The sequence below is a fragment of the Flavobacterium album genome, assembly GCF_003096035.1.
Classification (GTDB): Bacteria; Bacteroidota; Bacteroidia; order Flavobacteriales; family Flavobacteriaceae; genus Flavobacterium; species Flavobacterium album.
Window position 1 is genome coordinate 224,728 of record NZ_CP029186.1, and the last position, 20,425, is coordinate 245,152.

General features: G+C 44.4%; 18 protein-coding genes. 4 read left to right on the top strand and 14 right to left on the bottom strand.

Annotated features, from left to right (window positions below; translation table 11 throughout):
• Positions 1-47: 47 nt before the first annotated feature.
• The gene (locus HYN59_RS00960; protein ID WP_108776484.1) at positions 48-521 is read left to right on the top strand and encodes a hypothetical protein; all 474 of its coding nucleotides are present in this window, start codon (positions 48-50) and stop codon (positions 519-521) included.
• 46 nt (positions 522-567) lie between these two features.
• Here HYN59_RS00960 and HYN59_RS00965 read toward each other — a convergent pair whose 3' ends face one another.
• A complete protein-coding gene (locus HYN59_RS00965; RefSeq protein ID WP_181369485.1) occupies positions 568-1,029 on the bottom strand; it encodes a gliding motility lipoprotein GldH family protein in 462 nt (153 codons plus the stop codon).
• Positions 1,030-1,306: 277 nt separating this feature from the next.
• Here HYN59_RS00965 and HYN59_RS00970 point away from each other — a divergent pair, with 277 nt between their 5' ends.
• The gene (locus HYN59_RS00970) at positions 1,307-1,942 is read left to right on the top strand and encodes a MarC family NAAT transporter (protein WP_108776486.1); all 636 of its coding nucleotides are present in this window, start codon (positions 1,307-1,309) and stop codon (positions 1,940-1,942) included.
• A gap of 45 nt (positions 1,943-1,987) precedes the next feature.
• On the opposite strand, the gene HYN59_RS00975 is transcribed toward HYN59_RS00970, so the two are convergent.
• The gene (locus HYN59_RS00975) at positions 1,988-2,875 is read right to left on the bottom strand and encodes an SIMPL domain-containing protein (protein WP_108776487.1); all 888 of its coding nucleotides are present in this window, start codon (positions 2,873-2,875) and stop codon (positions 1,988-1,990) included.
• 201 nt (positions 2,876-3,076) lie between these two features.
• Here HYN59_RS00975 and HYN59_RS00980 point away from each other — a divergent pair, with 201 nt between their 5' ends.
• A complete protein-coding gene (locus HYN59_RS00980; protein WP_108776488.1) occupies positions 3,077-4,000 on the top strand; it encodes a type 2 periplasmic-binding domain-containing protein in 924 nt (307 codons plus the stop codon).
• Positions 3,997-4,542, top strand: a complete 546-nt coding sequence (locus tag HYN59_RS00985; protein WP_146185840.1) for a hypothetical protein — start codon at positions 3,997-3,999, stop codon at positions 4,540-4,542. The genes HYN59_RS00980 and HYN59_RS00985 overlap by 4 nt, the downstream gene beginning before the upstream one ends.
• Positions 4,543-4,698: 156 nt before the next feature.
• Here the strand turns inward: HYN59_RS00985 and HYN59_RS00990 are convergent, their stop codons facing one another.
• The 12 genes from HYN59_RS00990 to HYN59_RS01045 all read right to left on the bottom strand — a co-directional run bounded on the left by HYN59_RS00990 (position 4,699) and on the right by HYN59_RS01045 (position 20,423).
• A complete protein-coding gene (locus HYN59_RS00990) occupies positions 4,699-4,971 on the bottom strand; it encodes a hypothetical protein (RefSeq protein WP_108776490.1) in 273 nt (90 codons plus the stop codon).
• 74 nt (positions 4,972-5,045) lie between these two features.
• The gene (locus HYN59_RS00995) at positions 5,046-5,747 is read right to left on the bottom strand and encodes a hypothetical protein (protein ID WP_108776491.1); all 702 of its coding nucleotides are present in this window, start codon (positions 5,745-5,747) and stop codon (positions 5,046-5,048) included.
• A gap of 12 nt (positions 5,748-5,759) precedes the next feature.
• Positions 5,760-7,196: an MBOAT family O-acyltransferase gene (locus HYN59_RS01000; protein WP_108776492.1), complete on the bottom strand. Its 1,437-nt coding sequence runs from the start codon at positions 7,194-7,196 to the stop codon at positions 5,760-5,762.
• A 168-nt stretch (positions 7,197-7,364) separates the two neighbouring features.
• Entirely contained in the window at positions 7,365-8,084 is a 720-nt protein-coding gene (locus HYN59_RS01005) for a phosphoadenylyl-sulfate reductase (RefSeq protein ID WP_108779605.1), read from the bottom strand.
• Between the two features lie 102 nt (positions 8,085-8,186).
• On the bottom strand, positions 8,187-8,600 hold the full coding sequence (locus tag HYN59_RS01010) for an RrF2 family transcriptional regulator (protein ID WP_108776493.1): 414 nt from the start codon (positions 8,598-8,600) through the stop codon (positions 8,187-8,189).
• Positions 8,601-9,536 (bottom strand): citrulline utilization hydrolase CtlX, encoded by a 936-nt coding sequence (ctlX, locus tag HYN59_RS01015; protein WP_108776494.1) that lies wholly within the window; start codon positions 9,534-9,536, stop codon positions 8,601-8,603. It lies immediately after the preceding gene.
• 13 nt (positions 9,537-9,549) lie between these two features.
• Positions 9,550-10,464 (bottom strand): dimethylarginine dimethylaminohydrolase family protein, encoded by a 915-nt coding sequence (locus tag HYN59_RS01020; RefSeq protein ID WP_108776495.1) that lies wholly within the window; start codon positions 10,462-10,464, stop codon positions 9,550-9,552.
• 268 nt (positions 10,465-10,732) lie between these two features.
• Entirely contained in the window at positions 10,733-12,967 is a 2,235-nt protein-coding gene (locus tag HYN59_RS01025) for a C25 family cysteine peptidase (protein ID WP_108776496.1), read from the bottom strand.
• A gap of 132 nt (positions 12,968-13,099) precedes the next feature.
• Complete coding sequence (locus HYN59_RS01030; protein WP_108776497.1) at positions 13,100-14,383, bottom strand: citrate synthase; 1,284 nt, start codon at positions 14,381-14,383, stop codon at positions 13,100-13,102.
• A gap of 237 nt (positions 14,384-14,620) precedes the next feature.
• On the bottom strand, positions 14,621-17,089 hold the full coding sequence (locus HYN59_RS01035; RefSeq protein WP_108776498.1) for a DUF7619 domain-containing protein: 2,469 nt from the start codon (positions 17,087-17,089) through the stop codon (positions 14,621-14,623).
• Between the two features lie 139 nt (positions 17,090-17,228).
• Positions 17,229-19,562, bottom strand: coding sequence for a DUF7619 domain-containing protein (locus tag HYN59_RS01040; RefSeq protein ID WP_108776499.1), 2,334 nt, complete (start codon positions 19,560-19,562; stop codon positions 17,229-17,231).
• Positions 19,563-19,661: 99 nt separating this feature from the next.
• The gene (locus HYN59_RS01045; protein ID WP_108776500.1) at positions 19,662-20,423 is read right to left on the bottom strand and encodes a LytR/AlgR family response regulator transcription factor; all 762 of its coding nucleotides are present in this window, start codon (positions 20,421-20,423) and stop codon (positions 19,662-19,664) included.
• Positions 20,424-20,425: the final 2 nt, after the last annotated feature.

Here is a 20,425-nt window from a genome sequence, read left to right on the forward strand (position 1 = left end):
CAAGCGTTACCCTATTTTACTATATTCGCCTAAACTTACGGCCCGTTATGACAAAAACGATCTTACTCTTTGTTGCCTGCCTAACCACTGCACTGGCTGCGGCACAAGAGATCACCGAAAAAGACCTTATAGGCAGCTGGAAAATGTGTGCCTTTGATATCAATGGCATCCACTGGGACTTTAAATCAGATACTGTAAAACTGCCTCCTGAACTTTTAAGCTCTTTGGGCGAGAGCCAGAAAGCAGCTATGATTGCCGACGTAAGGGAAGGATTGGCTGATTACAAAGAAGGCACGATGGCGTTTAAAAAAGGCTATTACATGGAACAATCTATGGCAGGCCAGGAAGCAAGCGGTACCTATACCATCGAAAAAAAGGACAATTTTTACCTGATAAAAGTTACCAACCATGATGCCGGAAATACCGTTGAGACGCTTGGAGTGGCACTGGTAAATGGCCAGCTGCACATCAGCATGCCGGATGATATTGGCGGCACCACGATATTGATCTACTGCAAATAATCCTGAAACGTGAAGGAATCGCCCCGTCTGTTTCTCATCGTGACAACTAATCTTCTCTTTCCACGCTTATTCCAACTGCCAGTGCATTGGCGAGGTATTCGTAGGCAAATTTGTTTTGCAGGGTTATCTTGTAGTCTCCTTTTTTTAGCGGGACATTTTCTTTTATAAAAGTATGCAGGTCGCAGATATCACCGGAGCATTCTGAAAGGTCGTTGCCATCTGCGTCTTTGAGCTGCAGGTTGAGCAGTATATTTTCTTTTTCGCCGGAAGGCCCTTCTATGGTTACCGCCACCGGCACGGTAAGGTATTGCGGATCATAAACATGAGAGAATTTTAATTTAATATCGCCCGCATCTATATCCTCTTTAAGCTTGAAGCTGAATGTTTTTACATCTTTCGCCATCCAGCGATTGTCTTCAAAGTCATCGCTTGTCTCCGTATACACAACAGACTTTTGGCAGGAAAATAAAATAAATACTAACAATAATGGCAGTAGCTTTTTCATCATGATGAATTTATTAATTTTATCAGGCATTTTTACACATCAATCTATATAACAGAGTATTCATCACTAAATTACAAAAAAATAAACATATACTTTAAATGTAACATGCACCATTTGAGATAGGCCGGTGATGAATGAAACCATTATTAATGTTAATGAAATTACAAACCGGTAGAGACTCTATAATCGTTTATTATAACTCCGGATGGCTATAAAAATACGTCTGCCCTGCCTTTCCGCAATAATATTTGACTAACTTTACCTTACAAACAAACACGGTATGGAGTTATTCATTTACATTTTTGCATCGCTTTTCTCTGTTATTAACCCTCTTGGGGCAGTCCCTATCTTCGTGGGGCTCACCCAGGATGACACCAAAAAAGAGCGCCAGCGCATTTCGCTGTGGACTGCCATAAATGTATTTCTCATCATGGTTATCTCGTTCTACGTAGGCCAGTATGTACTTGCCTTCTTTGGCATCAGCATCGATGCGTTGCGTATCGCGGGCGGGTTTATAATCGTGAATTCCGGTTTCTCGCTACTCAATAGGAAATTCAGCAAAAGCCGCGGCGTGAACAAGGAAGTGGAGACCGATGCCCAAAAACGAAACGATATAGCCCTTACCCCACTGGCCATCCCGATGCTTGCCGGCCCGGGTTCCATATCGCTGCTCATAGCCATGTACCAGGATTATAAGGACGAAATTCAAAACCAGGTCATTGCCTGCCTTGCGATGTTGGCTGTAGCGCTGGTTATCTTCCTTATTATGCGAAGCTCCCATTACCTTGACAGGATATTAGGAGCCTCGGGAATTGTTGCCATATCAAGGATAATCGGGTTTATAGTCATCGCAATCGGTATCCAGTATATTGCAAGTTCTGTAGTGAATATCGTGGAGTCCATCAATTTCGGGTAGCTTTTTCACACTCATATTCTCTACAAACTTTGCGTTTTGGAATTTCTACTTCTTGATGTGATACACGATCTTCATTTCTACTACATACTGCAGGCAAACCTCAGGGTCGGACGGATTAATGACCTTATCGAATGATGAGGTATCGATTCCCTGGTAGTAGAAAGTTTTTGCCTTTCTTGCTTCTTTTCGCACATACTGCTGGTCGTTAGTCACATAGTTTACCTCAGAAGATTCGAATGCGCTGTATTTCTGGTATTGTGTGCGGGGCTGGACGCTGTAGTAGCTGTCCTGTATGATATTGAAATCATCCGACAACGTTGCCTTAAATGCCTTTACATACTTTTGCTTTTTATTATCAATGGATTTTACTGCCTCGTCAAATAATTTGGCATACAGCGCGTCGACATTCTCATTGATATATTCCGCCTTTACAATATCATATATAGCAAATTCGGAAGCTATATCGGTAAGCTGGTTAAATGCTTTTACGTTAGTAAGCCGCACGATAATATTCTTCTTTACCTCAAAGCCGGTCTCCTTTTGCACGGCCCTGGTTTCGCCCACCTCATAATCGTATATCCTGGTCTGCGATATAAAGTCGATATAAATATCCGATTCTTTTACACCTAAGGACCTGGCTTCCTTTACAAAGCCATCAATACGTTTTTTGATGCCTTCGTTGCATCCCTTAACTGTTTTGGATTCATGGTTGATGCCCAGTGTTACCACCAGCACATCGGGCCGCACATTCATAAGCACGCGGGTAGATATGGTAAACTGGTCGCCGCTTGCAGAGATGGAATTTTGGGGCGTTTGGTTTTGCCGGCCGCCGCCATAGTAGTTATTGTTTTCATTGTAGGCCTGGTTGCCGCTTATCTGGGCGGTGGCATTGATACATCCGAGAATGAAAACTGAAAGAAGGAATTTTTTCATGATTGTTTATTTTTTATATTGATTTATTTACAGGCCCTGGATAACTTGTACCTGTTAGTTTTAAACTCGTGACAAACCTAATTCCCGTGCCAAAAAAAAGCACAGTAAACCCATGGCAAACAGCCTGTAAAGTATTTTTCAGTAGTTTTACAGTGGTTTTACAGTAGGCCACATAGCCTATTTTCATACTTTTACTACCGGATGAACGACATTGCCCTCTTTTACCTGCTCAAGCAAAAAATACTTGTAAAGTACAGGGAGCACTTCCCGTATTACAGCGGCGACATCCATAAGTTTGGCAATAAGGAGATCGCGCAACTTATCGATTTAATAGAGAAAGAATGCAATGAGAGGGTAAGCGAGAAATGGGTATATACGCACCTGAAGCCTATAGCCAACGACAAGCTGCCCCGTAAGGACATGCTGAATATCCTGTGCCGGTGGACAGGATTTACCGACTGGGATGAGTTTGCCTTCAACAATAAAAACATTCCGGAAGCGCCAAAAGAAGTTCTCCCGAAAAATAAAAATAACAACAAGAATATAGTATACGCCGGTATGGGAATAGCAGCCGTTTTATTAGCAGCGATTATAGGCCTCACATCGGTTAAGGGCGATACCTTCATCTGTTTTAAGGACAAGTACACCAAAAAGGAAATTGAAGGCGACAAGGTGATCGTGAACATCCTTAAAAAGAGCGGAAAGGAAAAGCTGCCGCGGAAAGGCAATTGCTTTTTGCTAAAGGACATGGATACCGAAACCGTACTGATTGTGGAAAGCGCCTACTATAAACCCGATACGCTACATATTGCTGCCGGAAGCAGCAGGGGGAATTATGAGTTCGACCTGCAGCCGGATGATTATGCCATGATGATGCGCGCTTACCTGAACAACAATGCCGAGGATTGGAAAAAAAGGAAAAGCCAGCTGAATGACATTATTTCAGATGATGCGGTGATCGAAGAGATCATGTTCGATGACATTGGGGTTGAGTTTTTAGACAAGGCCGAATTTATCAGCAAGATGACAACGCCTTCGAAGATCTCGAAGGCAATGGAAATAGTTGAAATTGAATATAAAGAGAATAAGATTGTTTCACTAAAATATATGCAAAAAGAAAAATGAGAATAGTTTTAGCCATTACCACCCTCATGCTTGCTAACATAGTGGGCGCACAACAGGCCCAAACAAGGGCCAACCCGGCAACGGCACTGTCGCCAAAAGCGATGGAAGCCTATGAACTGAAAGCGGAATCGAAAGCCGGGGAGTTTTTCAATTATGTAGAACTGCTTACCGACCCCACCGCTAATGCCGAGATGAAAACACAAACTACAGCCGAAGCCGCAAAGCTTTACGAAAACGACGGCATTACTATCGAAAATATATTCGATGCGAAAGGCAACGTGGTAACCGTAAAGAAATTACTGGAACTGGCTGCATCGCAAAAGCAAAAAGCAAGCCTTTCGATGACAACGTTCAACATCATGAAAAGGGGCGAAAACAGCAGGCGCAAGGACTGGCTAATGACCTACGAACTTATAATAGGTAAAAGGGTACTGACCGTCAGCCAGGGATTCTATATCGTTTTGGAAGACAAGAAATTCGGCACCACCATCAAACAGGTCTGGAATTCGTATCTGGGCGAAATGAGGATCATTAAAAAATAATGACTGCTTTATCATAAAAAAATCCTCAGGAACTCCTGAGGATTTTTTTATGACTGTAATAGGCATCCCGACTGCGCTCGATGTGACAACGTCTATCGACATGTTATACGTAAATATTCCTGTATACCGTTGTCAGTTCGAGCGCAGTCGAGAACATTATTGTGCCTTATGCTTTTCCATTTCCAGGAAATCCCTGCTCAGTAATGCCGTAAATATCGTTGAGCCTTTTTTGTTCATGTGCGACTTGTCAAAGGCATTCTTCACCTCCCACAGCTCTTTATGTTTGTTCGGGTCGGCAACATCAATTACATAGTCAGGCAGCTGTTTCTTTATAGCGTGTATTTCCCGATAGCTGGCCAGCCTTGGCTGAATGATAAACCGCACCTCTATGCCATATGCTTTGGATTTTTCTATGATGTCTTTCATCATTTTCAAATGTTCCGCATTGTATTTTTTTGCAGAGGGTTCAGCATATTCCTTTTCAGCGTTGATCCTTGCCTTTATTAGCTTGGTAGTATCTTCCTCAAATCTTGCCCTGAACTCCTGAAGCTTCTTTTTTGGTTCTGGTCGGTAACCAACTTGATCTCATCGTCATAATCTACATACCCATCATGGTGTTCACCCAGCCATACATTAGCATCCTTGCTGGTTTCCTGCAGCGGGTTATTTAGGTAATTGAAACCGAAATAATGTATCAGGAAAGCGTAAACGTAATTGAAGTAACTTCTTTTCACCGGAGCGCCATCCCTGAGGTAGCTTACCAAATGGCCTGCATAGTTGGCATCCATCCAATAAGAGGCTTTCCTTGACGATATATTCTGGAACTCCAGCCCGTCCATAGGGTTCAGCTCAAGGAAAACATATTTTACCGGCCTTTCCTTCATTTTTGAATAATCCCTCAGAAAAGCATCGTATTGATAGTATGTTTCGAACAGCTTGTTTGCCGGCGTACCGAGGTTAAAGCCTTTGGTACTTAATCCGTTGGCATTATTTATTGAGTCAAACACCGATGGTACGATATGCCTTATGGTACGGCTCGTGCCAAAAAACAGCGTGTTATACTTGTTTATATTTTCCTTTAGGTAATCATAGCGCACTTCAAAGCGGTCGTCCTGCACCGGGTAAAAAGTACAGATATTAATAACCAGGTTAATCGCTGACACGCAGAGTACAAACAGGGTGGCTCTCTTTAAAAATTTTTTCATCTGTCGCCGGGATTAAAATTGAAAATATATGAATTCCTGCTCACTGCCGAAGAATATAAATATCAGGCCTATAAGTACAAAATAAAAGGCCCATCGCACTACTGCCGGCAGCTTTATTCCAAACCGTTCGAGGGCATAGTTGTTTTCGCGGCCCAGCCATTCGATCACCATAAAGAACGCGATCAGGGCAAACAACAGGTACGGCTTTATCGTCGGCACTGTGAACAGCGACGATGAGAATATCCCGCCGATATAATCGAATGCATGGCTAAGGCTTTCGGCACGGAAGAAAATCCACGCGAAAACCGCGAGTGCAAATGTGGTGGTCAGCTGGAAGACTTCCCTAATGTTGGGGAACAGCCTGCCCTGTGCAACGATATCAATATTGTTACGGTTGGTCTTCATGATGATGGAAGGCATAATGAACAAAGCATTCAGTCCGCCCCAGAAAAGGAAGGTCCAGTTGGCCCCGTGCCAAAAACCGCTCACCAGGAATATGATGAAGGTGTTCCGTATGCGCATCCAGTTGCCGCCCTTGCTTCCGCCAAGGGGAATGTAGAGGTAATCCTTGAACCATGTGGATAACGAGATGTGCCACCGTCTCCAAAATTCGGCAATATCACGGGAGAAATATGGGAAGTTGAAGTTCTTCAACAACTCGAAGCCTAACAGCCGGGCACTGCCCAATGCGATATCCGAGTAGCCTGAGAAGTCGCCGTAGATCTGGAACGTGAAAAAGATAGCGCCTAAAACCAGTGTGCTCCCCGACTGCTCTGCCGAATTATTGAATATTTCATTGGCAAAGTAGGCACAATTGTCGGCGATAACGATCTTTTTGAAAAGACCCCACAGCATCTGCCTAAGGCCATCAACTGCCTTTTCATAACGGAAAACCCTTGGCTTTTCTATCTGTGGCAAAAGGTGCGTTGCCCTTTCGATAGGGCCGGCCACCAATAGGGGGAAGAAGCTAACGAACAGCGTGTAATTTACCAGGTTATACGTAGGCTGTATCCTTCTGTTGTAGATATCAAAAACGTAAGACAAACCGTGGAAGGTATAGAAAGATATCCCTATCGGGAGGATGATATTCAACGTAGAGTAATGCGGCGACATACCCATCGAGCGCAAAAGGTCTGCAAAAGATTCTATAAAGAAATTGTAGTATTTAAAGAAGCCGAGAAAGCTGAGGTTAAGGCCTACGCTTATGATGAGCCACGCTTTCCGGACCGCATTAGACTCCGACCTTTGGATCATGATACCCGACCCGTAATCAAGCGCGGTAGAGAACGCTAACAGGAATACAAAGCGCCAGTCCCAGCATCCGTAAAAGAAATAACTCGCCAGCAAAAGCATTATATTCTGAACCTTCAAGGATCTTTTGGTAACGAACCAATACAGAAAAAAGATGAGGGGAAAAAATAGCGCGTAGCTGAAAGAATTAAATAACATATAGTTTATTTTGCCTTTGGGTTTCTGTCAATTACATCACAACCGCCAACCTAATCATCAGTCACACAGCACTAACGGGTCATAACCTGCGGTTCAGGCGGCAATATTAACATTATTAAATGATACAGGCAAACAATCCCCATCAATATTTCGACAAATTTAGTCGAATTAGTTATTTTTCGCCGCATGTATGTGCAGGCCACATTCTTTTTTCCCATTTTCCCACCACCAGCGCCCAGCCCTGAAATCCTCATCTTTGGTGATTGCACGGGTACACGGCGCGCAGCCAATGCTCAGGTAACCTCTTGCATAAAGGCTATTGATGGGTATGCCATATTTATTGACTACACTCTCCACCTCATCAAGCGTATAGTCCAGCAGGGGATTGTATTTTACGAGTTGGTTGGCTTCGTCCCATTCCAGATAGTCCATGGTTTCCCTGTTGGCCGATTGCTGGGCACGCAGGCCAGTGATCCATAACGAAGCGCCTTTGATCGCTTTTTGAAGCGGCACCACTTTGCGTATGCGGCAGCACTCTTTGCGGCTTTCGATGCTGTTGTAAAATCCGTTGATGCCGTCTTTATGTACATACTCCCTAATGTCTTTCTCATCCGGGAAAAACGTTTCGATCTTTAGTGACGGATATTTATCAAGCGTTCGCTGGAACACTTCGTACGTTTCGTTGAACTGCCTGCCGGTATCGAGCGTAAAGGCAGATATTTCGTCCGAATAAGGCGCTATATAATGCTTGAGCACTTGGTCTTCTATTCCAAAGGAAGTAGAAAATACTTTTTTGCCCTGAATGTTTTGTAGTATAAAAGGTATCGCATCTTCAATCGGCATTCCTTTTAGTTGTGCATTAAGCTGCTGCAGCCTGTATGTGTCCATGCTTGTATTCATTATCCCTTCGCAAATGAAAGGGTGGTTAATTATTGTTCAAATATAACTATTAGCCTATAGATTTAATAGAGTATTTGAATAAAAAAAATCTTACGCGCCTGTTAAATCGTGTAAAGTCTTGTGCTGCAGCAACTCCAGGGTATTATCGCGCACCTCGGCAAGGAATTTATTAAGCGAGCAGACATCCTCATGCGGGCAGTCGTCACACTTTTCGTAGTAGTTAAGGCTCACGCAGGGCAGCATGGCGATAGGCCCGTCGAGGACCCTGATGAGGGTTGCCGCCGTGATAGTCTTAGGGTCTTTTAAAAGGTAGTAGCCCCCACCCTTGCCTTTTTTAGAGCCAAGGATACCAAATTTCTTGAGGTCAAGCAGTATGGCCTCAAGAAATTTTTTAGGTATCTGCTCATTTGCGGAAATATCAGATATCAGCACAGGCACGGTACTATCCTGCCTGGCAATATAGATGAGCGCCTTAAGCCCGTATTTCGTCTTTTTTGAAAGCATTTATTTTTTCAGTAAAAATACCTCAGCCATCATACAGCGTGCGCTTCCGCCACCGCAGGCCTCAATAGTATCAAGGCTGGAACTAAGGATTTCAGTGTGTTTTTCTATTTTTGCAACCTGATCTTTGGTAAGCACCTGCCTTGCGGAATCGCTCATTACAAGATAGCTTTTGCCATTGGCGCCCTGCACCTGCAGCATGTTGCCAGCAAAATGGTTCAGCTGCTCTTCGGTAAGGAGAATAATCTCCTTGCCATCGCCACGAAGGTTTTCAAGCACCATCTTACGTTCTTTTTTATCATCAATACAATCGGCGCATATTACTGCGAATGTATCGCCAATACACATCATAACGTTGGTATGGTAAATATTCTTGCGTTCGCCGTTAACGGTCTGGAAGGCTTCGAATATCACAGGCGTAAATTCAAAATCCTCGCAGTATTCTATCAGCAGCTCTTCATCGGCACGCGGCGACAATGCACAATAGGCCTTGTGGTTCACCCTGTCGAGCACAATGCTCCCGGTGCCTTCGAGAAATATATTATCTTCCTCGGCCGATGTATAATCCACTATATTTTCGATATTGAAGCCTTTATCCTCCAACATGTCCAGGATATCCTCCCGGCGCTCGCTGCGGCGGTTCTCGGCAAACATCGGGTAGAGCGCCACATCGCCATTGTCATGGAACGATACCCAGTTGTTTGGGAATATCGAATCGGGCGTATCCGGGTCAACCGTATCATCCACTACAACCACGTTAATCCCTGCCGCACGAAGCTTTTCTACAAAAGCATCAAATTCCTGCTGCGCCTTGGCATTCACCGTTTCCGGAAGCAGGTTGTCCATTACCTTTTGGTAGTAATTATTTACGGCTGTCTGTTCATTCATCCGGAATGCCACCGGGCGTATCATCAATAATGTATCTGTAATCTGTCTCATTTTCTATATTTCCTTAATCCCTTATCAAAGGTAATGTCGAGCATCGTAAAAGCCCTTCCTGTTTGGCAATTTCTGCATACGGCACTTCCTCCACCGTAAAGCCTCTTTCGAGCAGCCAGTTTTTCAGTCTGCCAAATCCTTTCTCTATCACCACCACATCAGTATCGATAGAAAAAAAGTTCGATGTCATGTGGTACATTTCTTCCCTCTCAATATGGAAGAGGTTTTCCATCCCAAACAGGTTAACAAGATACAAATAATCTGCCTCTTCCCTAAACCCGCTCTTATAAATTACACCTTTATCTTTCCCCACCGGCTGGAAGCAGCAATCCAGGTGCAGTGCATTGTCGCGCGGCTCGAGCCTCGATTTTACAAGGTCGAATTCCTTTACGGTCTTATGCGGGAATAATTGCTTAATATATTTCACACCGTGCATGTTGGTGCGCGCCGTGATAAAATCTTTATAATCACTGCCTTTGTAGGTACCAATGAAAATATGGTCGTCCCACAATATCACGTCGCCGCCTTCAATATGTACTTCTTCCGGCGGGCGTACCACCTTATTGGGGTCCATCCTGTCGATGACATATTGTATCGCATCGAGTTCCCTTTCGCGGTCGGGCAGTATGTTCGCTTTGATAAAAATATCGTCGATAACAAAACCGATATCCCTGCTGAATATCTGGTTATAGTCTTTAATGATCTCGGGGCGGAATACCTCAACATCATATTTTTGGAAAACCTGGTTCAGCGCTTCCATTTCGGCACACATATCTTCTTCAACCGGATAGGTGCCTGCTTTTATATGTTCCAGCGATTTGGGGTCATAAGCCTCCTCAATAGTGGGCGTCGGGCCATTGCATTCTGCAGTGCCCAGCACTACCGCCCTGAGTCTTGATGTCTCGTTCTTTACGTTAAGTTTCAACATTGCTTGTTTGTTTGGCTTTTCGCAAATATAAAAAAAAGCCCCCGTAAGGAAGCTTTTTTCTGTACTATTCTCAGTAAGTGCTTAAAATTTAAAAAAATCAATATTTAACCACATAGGAACATAGGCTTACGAGAGAAATCATAAAGCTCAACTAAGTAACACAAAGGATGAAGCCTCGCTTCACTATGTGTCAATATGTTCCCTTCAATAATAATGAATAGCTATGAAACCTATGTATCTATGTGGTTAAATGGATTTCTAAGTTTATTTACCGTATAACAAATTTAACCGTGCTTTTCGAATTGCCGCTCACCATCGTAAGCATGTAAATACCTGACGCATAGCGCGAAGTATCTATCATATAGTTATCGCCTGAAACAGAGGGTGAAACATAAATAAGCTTTCCGGTAATGTCGCGTACTTCAAAAGTGGCATTCGCCGAAGCATCCGTCATTTTTATGCTGATGTGGTCTTTCGCAGGGTTTGGATAAAGCATCACAGAATTTACGCTTAACTCTTCTCTACCTAAGACAGCCAATGCTATGGTACCCTGGTAAGGGATAAAGTTTTGCTGTGTGATCGTCACCGAAAGCGGCACAAGTTCACCGGACAGGCCATTCAGTGTGATGATAGCCTGCCCACCGGAAACAATACCGGTCCCAACAACCACCCCGTTTTGTGTGATGACTACCGTTGCACCTTCAACAGCACATTGGACTGTAACAGTAGGTTCAGTCTCATTTATTGTGTCTTGGTGGGACGCTGTTATCTGCGCAGCCTCATTTGTCCTGAATATTACCGAAGGATCGCCGAACAATACCCATGTCTGCATTATTTCGATTGCAGTGCCGCTGTCGCCATAATTTTCCATCATGCTCATCTGCCCGTTATAGAACAGCCCTCCAAGTGTACATTTTTCGTTGCCCGGCTCGCTGTTAGTAATAAGCTCAGCCATCTCATCCTGTGTCTGCATCGGCTCGGCCCACGCCATAAGTATGGATGATCCTGCCGCAGCTATAGCGCCTGCCGGCATATCGTTGTGCGCTACCCTGAGCATAGCTTCGCAGAATGAAGTACCATTTGCAAAAGTCCCGTTATTGCAAGCTACTGAAACCACAAAAGGATACTTGCCGTTATTTTCCAGCGCATAGGCATCATTAATAGTGTACCAGCCGGTAACCATTACGTCCTGCCCGCCATGGCCCGTGTAGTTCAAAAGGCCCACACCGCCGTTAAGGGCATCCGCTACCATATACGGTTGCACATCACCATCTTCGTCATTTTCTCCATGGCTGCCATCATATAATTCGTGTACATAGCTATAACCATTGTCCAGCAGTTTTGTAGCGATATTCCGCATGTGCTGCCAATCGGGCTCGCCATCATCGCCAATGCCGTCGCCTTCGTTAGAGCCTATCCCTGCGGCACGGGTTATCCAGTTGCCCTCGCGTGGGTTAATTTCATATTCCAATGTGCGGTTTACCATCAGGGCTACTTCTTCAACAGTACCAGAGAACCTGCCAATCAGCGCTTCGGGATAATAGTCATCGCCTTCCAGCTGGGCATAATAGGTATCGCTCCACAGTTCTTCACCGCCACCGCTAATGCCGTAGCTGTAGGTTGGCAGTTCTTCATGGTCTCCCGCCAGGAGAATATAAATAAGCCCGGGATTATCATTATAAAAATCCTGAATATACGCTTTGATATCTTCGGGCGCATTACCTGTTTGAGATAAAGGCGCAACCGTGGTGCGGATGCCTTTTTTCCGTTTCCAATCGGCCAAAGGCGTAAGGGTTTCGATATAATCATCCGGTGCGATAATAAGCATTTCGCCGCTTTCGGCTACCGGCACATACATTTCGGAATTGATATAATGGTTTTGGTAAATTTGATTAAAAAGGTCTGTCGGGGTTGGATTATTATTGGCCAATTCATTTATTCCCTGTTCATCTTTGTTCGTAACGACAGTAGCCGTAATATTCCGGTACAGGCGCAGCTTTTTGGTGACAGGGTTGTATTGGTACGGATAAAATGAAACGGTCACACCACGGGTATCCCTGAGTATATAGGGTTTGGATATCGCGGCGAGACTGCCCGGATAAAATGCATCCTGCGTGTAGGCTACACCAGGCTCGTAAGCTATAGCTGCAGGGTTTATATTTCTTTTCAGGCTTCCTTTGGAGGGCAGCACTTGAATGTTATCGAATTCCTCAAAGCTGTCGTAAGAAATTACAAGGGATACATTCCCTGAATTGGGTACGATAACTGACTCTGAATGTACCGGAAGCGCCGGTGCTCCTTTTTCCATGGTCAGCACTTTCGAAGCGCTGCTGAAATCCTGGTAAACTGTACCATCCACATTTTTGGGATGCGACACAAAAGCGGGAGAAGAGTTTTTAAGCGTTATGCCATTGCCTGATCCCGGAACCAGTTTTATTTCCTGTGCTACTGCCACTGAAAACGAAAGCGAGGCCAACAGTACGAGAGTAAAGTTTTTTGTCATAATTTTATATGTTTTTGAAGGAAAGCGCGTTAAAGGTATTGATTTTTTCGCAACTAATTCATTACCGCACAAACAATTATAAACAAAAAAAACCGCTCCTGGTGAGAGCGGTTTACTATATAAAGCAGGTTATTACCTGTCTTCTGTTTTTACAAATGGCCTTAACGGAGCCCCGGTATAGATCTGCCTTGGACGGCCTATCGGCTCTTTGTTGATGCGCATTTCTTTCCATTGTGCGATCCAGCCCGGTAGACGGCCGATAGCGAACAATACGGTAAACATTTCAGTTGGGATACCCAACGCCCTGTAGATGATCCCTGAATAGAAGTCAACGTTAGGATAAAGGTTCCTTGATTTGAAGTACTCGTCCTGCAATGCTGATTCTTCCAGTTTTTTGGCAATTGTAAGCACCGGATCGTCAACACCTAAGGTTGCCAATACTTCATCGGCTGCTTTTTTGATGATCTTCGCACGCGGGTCGAAATTTTTGTATACCCTGTGTCCAAAGCCCATAAGGCGGAACGGATCTTCTTTATCTTTTGCTTTTGCAAGGTATTTGTCAGCATCGCCGCCATTAGCCTGTATTTCTTCAAGCATTTCAAGCACTGCCTGGTTAGCGCCACCGTGAAGCGGACCCCAAAGCGCCGAAACACCGGCAGAGATGGAAGCAAAAAGGCCTGCATGTGATGAGCCTACCATCCTTACCGTAGATGTAGAGCAGTTTTGCTCGTGGTCGGCATGAAGGATGAACAGCTTATCCAATGCGTTGATGACAACCGGGTTGCTTTTGTAAGGCCCCGTAGGAAGCTCGAACATCAGCCTCATGAAGTTCTCAACATACCCTTTTGTATTGTCGTAATAGTTCAATGGGAAGCCCATATTCTTCCTGTAGGTCCATGTGGCGATAACAAGGAATTTACCCATTGTCTTGCATACGGCCTCATACATATCTTTTTCGTTGGTAACGTTAACCGACTTAGGGTTGAACGCTGTCAGTGCGCTTGTAAGCGATGCCAGTACGCCCATCGGGTGGGCATTTTTAGGAAAACCATCAATGATGTTTTTCATTTCCTCATTAACGAGGGTGTATTTCCTGATGTCGTTCTCAAATTTTTCAAGCTCGGCTGCTTTCGGAAGTTCACCAAAGATCAAAAGATAAGATACTTCAAGAAAATTGGATTTTTCGGCAAGGTCTTCAATAGAATAACCCCTGTAGCGCAGTATCCCTTCTTCCCCGTCAAGGAAAGTTATTTCGCTTGTGCAGGAACCTGAATTCTTATAACCCGGGTCCATGGTAATCGCGCCGGTCTCACTGCGTAATTTATCGATATCAATCGCTACTTCATTTTCAGAGCCCACTATTATCGGGAACTCATATTTTTTGCCATCGATCTCTAATACTGCAATATTTGACATGATTTGTATTGTGATTTATAGTTCGGAAAAATTAATCCTGCGAATTTACTAAATTGTAATTTATTTATAAAGAAATTTACGTAAGAAAAAGGTTAAATGTAATAAAACAACAAAAGTTTGTATCAAGTTTTACCGACTGTTGAAAATTCCGTAAAAAAACGCACAGAGTATCATTACCTCACACAAAAAAAACCGGCACTTTCGTACCGGCTTTCCTCCGTTTAGTAGTTTTAAGGACTATTCCCTTATCACCTTTTCTACTTTCATTCCTTTTTCAGTAATAACTTTTACAAAATACATTCCCGCAGCCCTGGAAGACAGGTCTATCGAAGTGCTTGTATCGTTTATTATCGCGGTTTGCAAAAGCCTGCCGTTTATATCAAACAGTTCTGCCGACCTGATGGTTTCCTGCGCCATGATATTGATTGTATTTCGGGCAGGGTTTGGGTACACCGTTACTGAAACAGTGCCTTCTGGCTTCTCAACACCCATTACGGCTTCGAATAATGTCACCGCCTCGTTGGTCGCTATGCCAAAATTATAATCGAATACAATATTGGCCCGGCTCATCACTTCGTCACCTTCATGCAATGACTGGAGGGTTTTCATTTTGAACAAAACCTGCCCCTGCTCCTGAGGGCCAAGGTTTATGTTCTCAAACTTCAGTTCCAGCATGTTGCCGGTCAGCGATGCCGTAAAAGGATGGGTGCTGCTCATCAGCTCCAAAGATGCCGGATCAAACATTGCCTCATCAATCTGTTGTGTAACTACTACAAAGGTTGCAGCGGCATTGCCGGTATTTTCAAAATTTACCGCATAATGCAAATAGTCACCTATTGCGTTAATGCTCTCGGTTTCCCCCTCAAGGCAAACAATGTTATTCGGGTCATACGAGCCTGTTACAATTTGGTGCAGTTCAAAATTATTATCATTCGGATTTTCATCGGTATCGAAAGGCGTTACCGAGGCAGAGAAATCGAGTGCATCGTCAATATTCAGTGCAGGCGTATCTGTCGGACCATTGGCATGAAGCCTGATCGTCATCAGCCGTGTTTCAAAAGGCATCAAATCGCTGTAGTTCCAGCTCATCGATCCGTTGGCATAACTGTCGGCTGCTGGAATTTCCATATCCTGGTGCAGGACAGTACCGTTGTAGATAAAGGTAACGGTCCCGGAAAGCGTTTGGTTGCCATTGTTCCTTATAACTACATTATACCATGCATCGAAACCGGGGTTTACGCCACCTATTGGCATGATTACTACTTCGGCATCGTTGTGCGTACCATTGGCAACCATACAAAAATCCTGGGTTTCTGCCTGGCCGTCGAAGCCTGCAAATGTAAAGCTTGCTGTAGCCGGGGTTGGCACAAACAATGCCGTATCGGGATCGGCGGTAACGGTATAGGCACCTTCGCCGGCATAAAAAGAGTAATGTCCATTACCACCCGTATACCGTATGCTTTGCTCGGTGCCGTTGCTCACCAGGAGCTTTGTGTATGAGGCAGGGGTATCATTTGTATCGCATCCGTTATTATTAAAGTCGAAAGTAATATCGCCACTAATGGTATTATACACCTGATTTGGCACAAAAGTACAATCCGAGCTCATATATACAGGGATTTGCTGGTGCCATTCAAAATATTGCAGCATCAGATCTTCCTCACCTTCATCAACACAAATATATTGAAGAACCGGATTATTCTCTAAGGATACCTCGCCGGGATACAAAATAGCTGTGCCATTATGCATATTTATAGAGGTAAGCAAAGGATTGTTGTTTGCACTGAAATAAGGGAGGTTTGGCGAATGGCTAAGGTCAAGCTCTGTAAGCAGTGTATTATTTATACTCAGTTGTTCAAGCGAACCTAAATCCTGCGTATTCAGCGAAGTAATGGGATTGCCGGAACAGGAGAGCCATTTAAGGGCTGTAAAACCTGCAAGGCTTAACTGGTTTATGCCCGTATTATTACACTCAAGGCCTATAAGCCCTGTAAATTCAGAGACATCCAGGCCGGGCAATGGGTTATTGCCACAGCTTAGCGATTCCAGCGAGAGACCTGTCAATGTGAGGCTCGAGATCTGGTTATTACCGCACTGCAGCGAGGTTAGCAGTGGCACCGCTGTAGCATCAAGAGCAGTAAGCTGGTTGTTGCCGCACTCAAGGAATTCCAAAGCGGGAAATAAGCTAAGATCAAGCGATGCCAGTGAGCAAAAACGTCCTTTTAACTGCTTTAGGCCTGTAAGCCCTGTAGGGGCGAAAGACGCAATTGCAGGATTGAATTCAAATTCTATATTTTCCAGATTGGCAAGGCCGTTTACATTTAAGGATTGTAATCCGTTATAGCGGCAATTAAGATTCCTGAGATTCGTTAAAGCCGTTACATCGAGTGATGTTATTGCGTTGCTCCCGCAATCGAGCACTTCAAGGTTTGTGAAATATTCAATACCCTGCATGGACTGTATCTGTCCGCCCCATCCGCCGAAATAAAAATTAAGCTCATGCACCTGCAGCGCTTCGCTCATTTGTATCTCGCCGTCGCCATTGGCATCAACGGCAAGGTTATTTCCGTTGGCATCGCGGGCCAGCCAGGTATTACTGCTTGTTGAAAGCAGCCTGTTTTTGAAGTTAACATCCGGAATTGTTATTGTCTGTGCGGTCATGCTTCCGGCAAGCAAAAGAGCGAGGCATAGTAAGGAATTTTTCATATGCGATTTTATTATTGTTAATTTCAACTATAACAATTGATAAGCTTAATTCCCTAATCATTATAAAGATATAGATGATCACCCACAAAAAAAACCGGCACTTTCGTACCGGCTTTCCTCCGTTTAGTAGTTTAAGAATTTATTCACGGATTACATTTTCTACTTTCACACCTTTGTCGGTGGTCACTTTTACAAAGTAAATACCCGAAGCCCTTGCAGCCATGTCTATCGTGGTACTTACATCATTTATTATTCCTGTTTCCAGCAGCCTGCCCTGCATATCGTACAGCTCTATCGACCTTACCGTATTGTCCGCTGTTATGTTCAGGATGGTTTTGGCAGGATTAGGATATACTTTTATACTATTGTCTTTTTCAAAATCGCCCCTGCCCAGGTCTTCAAACACGGTATTGGCGTCATTGGTCTCCACTGGTGTATCATAGTCAAAGAAGATCCTTGCCTTTGTCGTTACGGACGAACCAACCATCAGGCTTGGTTTTGTTTTTACCTTAAACAGGATATTGCCATGGCCCGCCGCCGCCATGCTGACATTCTGCATGATAAATTCGGCCTGGTTGCCTGTTATCCTCGTCCTCATGGCATGGGAGCTGTTGAGCACCTGAAGCGATGCTACATCAAACTGCGCCGGATCGAAATCATGTTTCACTACGATGGATGTAGCGGTTTGTGTACCGGTATTCTTAAGGTTAACCACATAGTGCAGGTAATCGCCTATCGCCGCAGCCGATTCAGTATCACCTTCAATACACGTGATGCTGTTCGGATTGAACGACCCAACGGCCACCTGGTTAAAGTCGAAGGTATTGTCCTGCGGGATATCATCTCCGGAAAATGAAGTTGCGGTAGATGTAAAAAATAATGTATTGCCCACATTCACAGCCGGGATATCCGTAGGGCTGTTGATGTAAAGCTCAATTTTTATTTCCCTGTTTTCAAACGGCTTCAACCCTGTGAAATTCCAGGTATAGGTACCGGGCACAATAGCATCCGGCGCTGGGTCAACCGCTGCGTAATCAATAAAGCTTTCGTCGCAGCTAAAAGTTACACTGCCCGACAGCACCTTGTTGCCTTTATTTTTATACACTACTTTATAGGTAGCAAGGCCTCCCGGCACGGCAGGCATCAGCGGCTCAATTACCGCTTCCACATCAGGGTGAATGCCATTGGCAGCAATGCAGAAATTATTTGTCACAACTGAATTATCCACTATTGGAAAAACGACATTGCCCGATGCCGGCGTAACCGTAAAAAAGCTGTCGTTTTCCAGTTGCGGCGTTACTGTAAGAGTACCCACACCTGTATAGAAAGCATAGTTGCCGTTATCATCTGAGAAGGCTGCTCCCGTTTGGGTGCCGTTATCAATGCCTATCCTTATAAAAGGCTGGGGAGTATCTGCCGTGTCGCAGCCATCGTTGTCACCGTCAAAGAGTAACGCACCGGTGATTGTGTTATAATCGCCGCCCGGAACGAATGTACAATAGGTGTTATAATTCACCATGATACCATTGGCCGCCACTATAGTATCTACAATGGCCGTTTCGCTTTCATCAATACAAATGAAAGCCAGTCCTGGGTTGCCAGCCCAGTTGTTAGGCGCTGTAGTAGCATCATACACCTGGGTATTGCCATTTTTAATATTGATATAGGTAAGGTTGTTTTGAAAGCAATCCAGTTCATTAAACGCCGGGTTACCCGAAAAGTCAAGGCTTGCGAGTTGGTTTTCAGAACAATTTACGCTTATGAGGTAGCCCAGGCCGGTAAAATCAAGAGCCGTAAGGGAGTTTTGGTAGCACACTAATGATTCCAAATGATCCAGTCCCGAAAGATCCAGAGAAGTGAGGTTGTTAACAGCGCACTCGATCAGCCTCAGGTCACCAAGATTCACCACATTCAATGCTGTCATTGAATTCCCGTTGCATTTCAGTTCACGAAGGTTAGCCAGCGAAGATACGTTTAGTGTAGCAAACTGATTGTTGTTGCATTCCAGCCAGCGAAGGTCGGTCACGCCGGTAAAGTTTATTGCCGAAAGATAATTGTCGGAGCAATACAGGCCCCTCAGGTTAGAAAGCCCCGTTATGGTTAGTGTCGAAATGTAGTTCGATCCGCAGTAAACGGTTTCAAGATTGGCAATTCCGGTAAGGATAAGTGACGAAAGCGCATTGCCCTGGCAATTTAAAACCCTTAAGTTATTAAATGCCTGGATACCTGTCAGATTGGATATGGATGATGACGAAACATCCAGCTCATATACCGCATCTGCCTCCGATTGCTGTATATAGGTATCGTTGTTTGTATCGACTTTTATCGGGGCGCCGCCGCTGTTTTTGGCTATGTTATTTGTTGTATTGGCAGCCAGCAGCTTATTCCTGAAATTATTATCAGGGATAGATACTATCTGTGCACTGGCCATGCCGGTACAAAACAACAGCAGGTATAGTAATAGTTTTTTCATAACAAAGCTTTGTTATTTGTCAGTTTTTCAAATATATAGTATAGCACCCGGTATTCCGGATACCGTTTAGAATTCGCCCATTCCTATTTAGAATTTGCGTTACAAAGATTTCAACAGCTCCTGCAGCCGCTCTTTCTTTCGCTGCGAGATCGGGAGGTTGCTGTTATCTGCCATCACCGCGTAGCCGCCATCTTTCTTGATGTACGATTTCAGGTAGGCAAGATTAATGAGGTGCGACTGGTGTATGCGCTCAAACCCCTGCTCCGAAAGCAGGTCTTCATATTCCTTAAGCGTTTTTGCAATCAGCACCGGCTTGTGGTCCTTTATATGGAACCTTGTGTAATTGTCCTGCGATTCGAGCCTTATGATGTCGCTCACCTCAAACAGGTGTATGCCATCTGATGTTGACAGCGCAATCCGCTTGAACTTGTCTACCTTCTTCCTGATATTTTCCAGTAGTAAGTCAATGTGCGCATAGCTATCATTGTTGGCAAGCACTTTTTTTATTTTTTCGGTTACTTTACGCAGCTCTTCGGGGTCGACAGGCTTCAGCAGATAATCCAGCGCACTGAAGCGAAATGCCTTAACCGCAAACTGCTCGTGGGCGGTGATGAACACCACATGCGACGACAGCTTGCCTATTTTTTTCGCCAGCTGCTCCAGTATATCAAAACCTGTCCCGTCGCCCAACTGGATGTCGAGAAAGATGACATCCGGCTGGTGTTGCTCTATGGCCTGGATGCCCGATTTTACACTATCGGCTTCCCCAACAATATGGATATCGGGCGCGTACATCCCCAACAGCCCTTTCATGCCATTTCTCAGGTTACTATCGTCGTCTATAAGTAAAGCTTTGATCATGA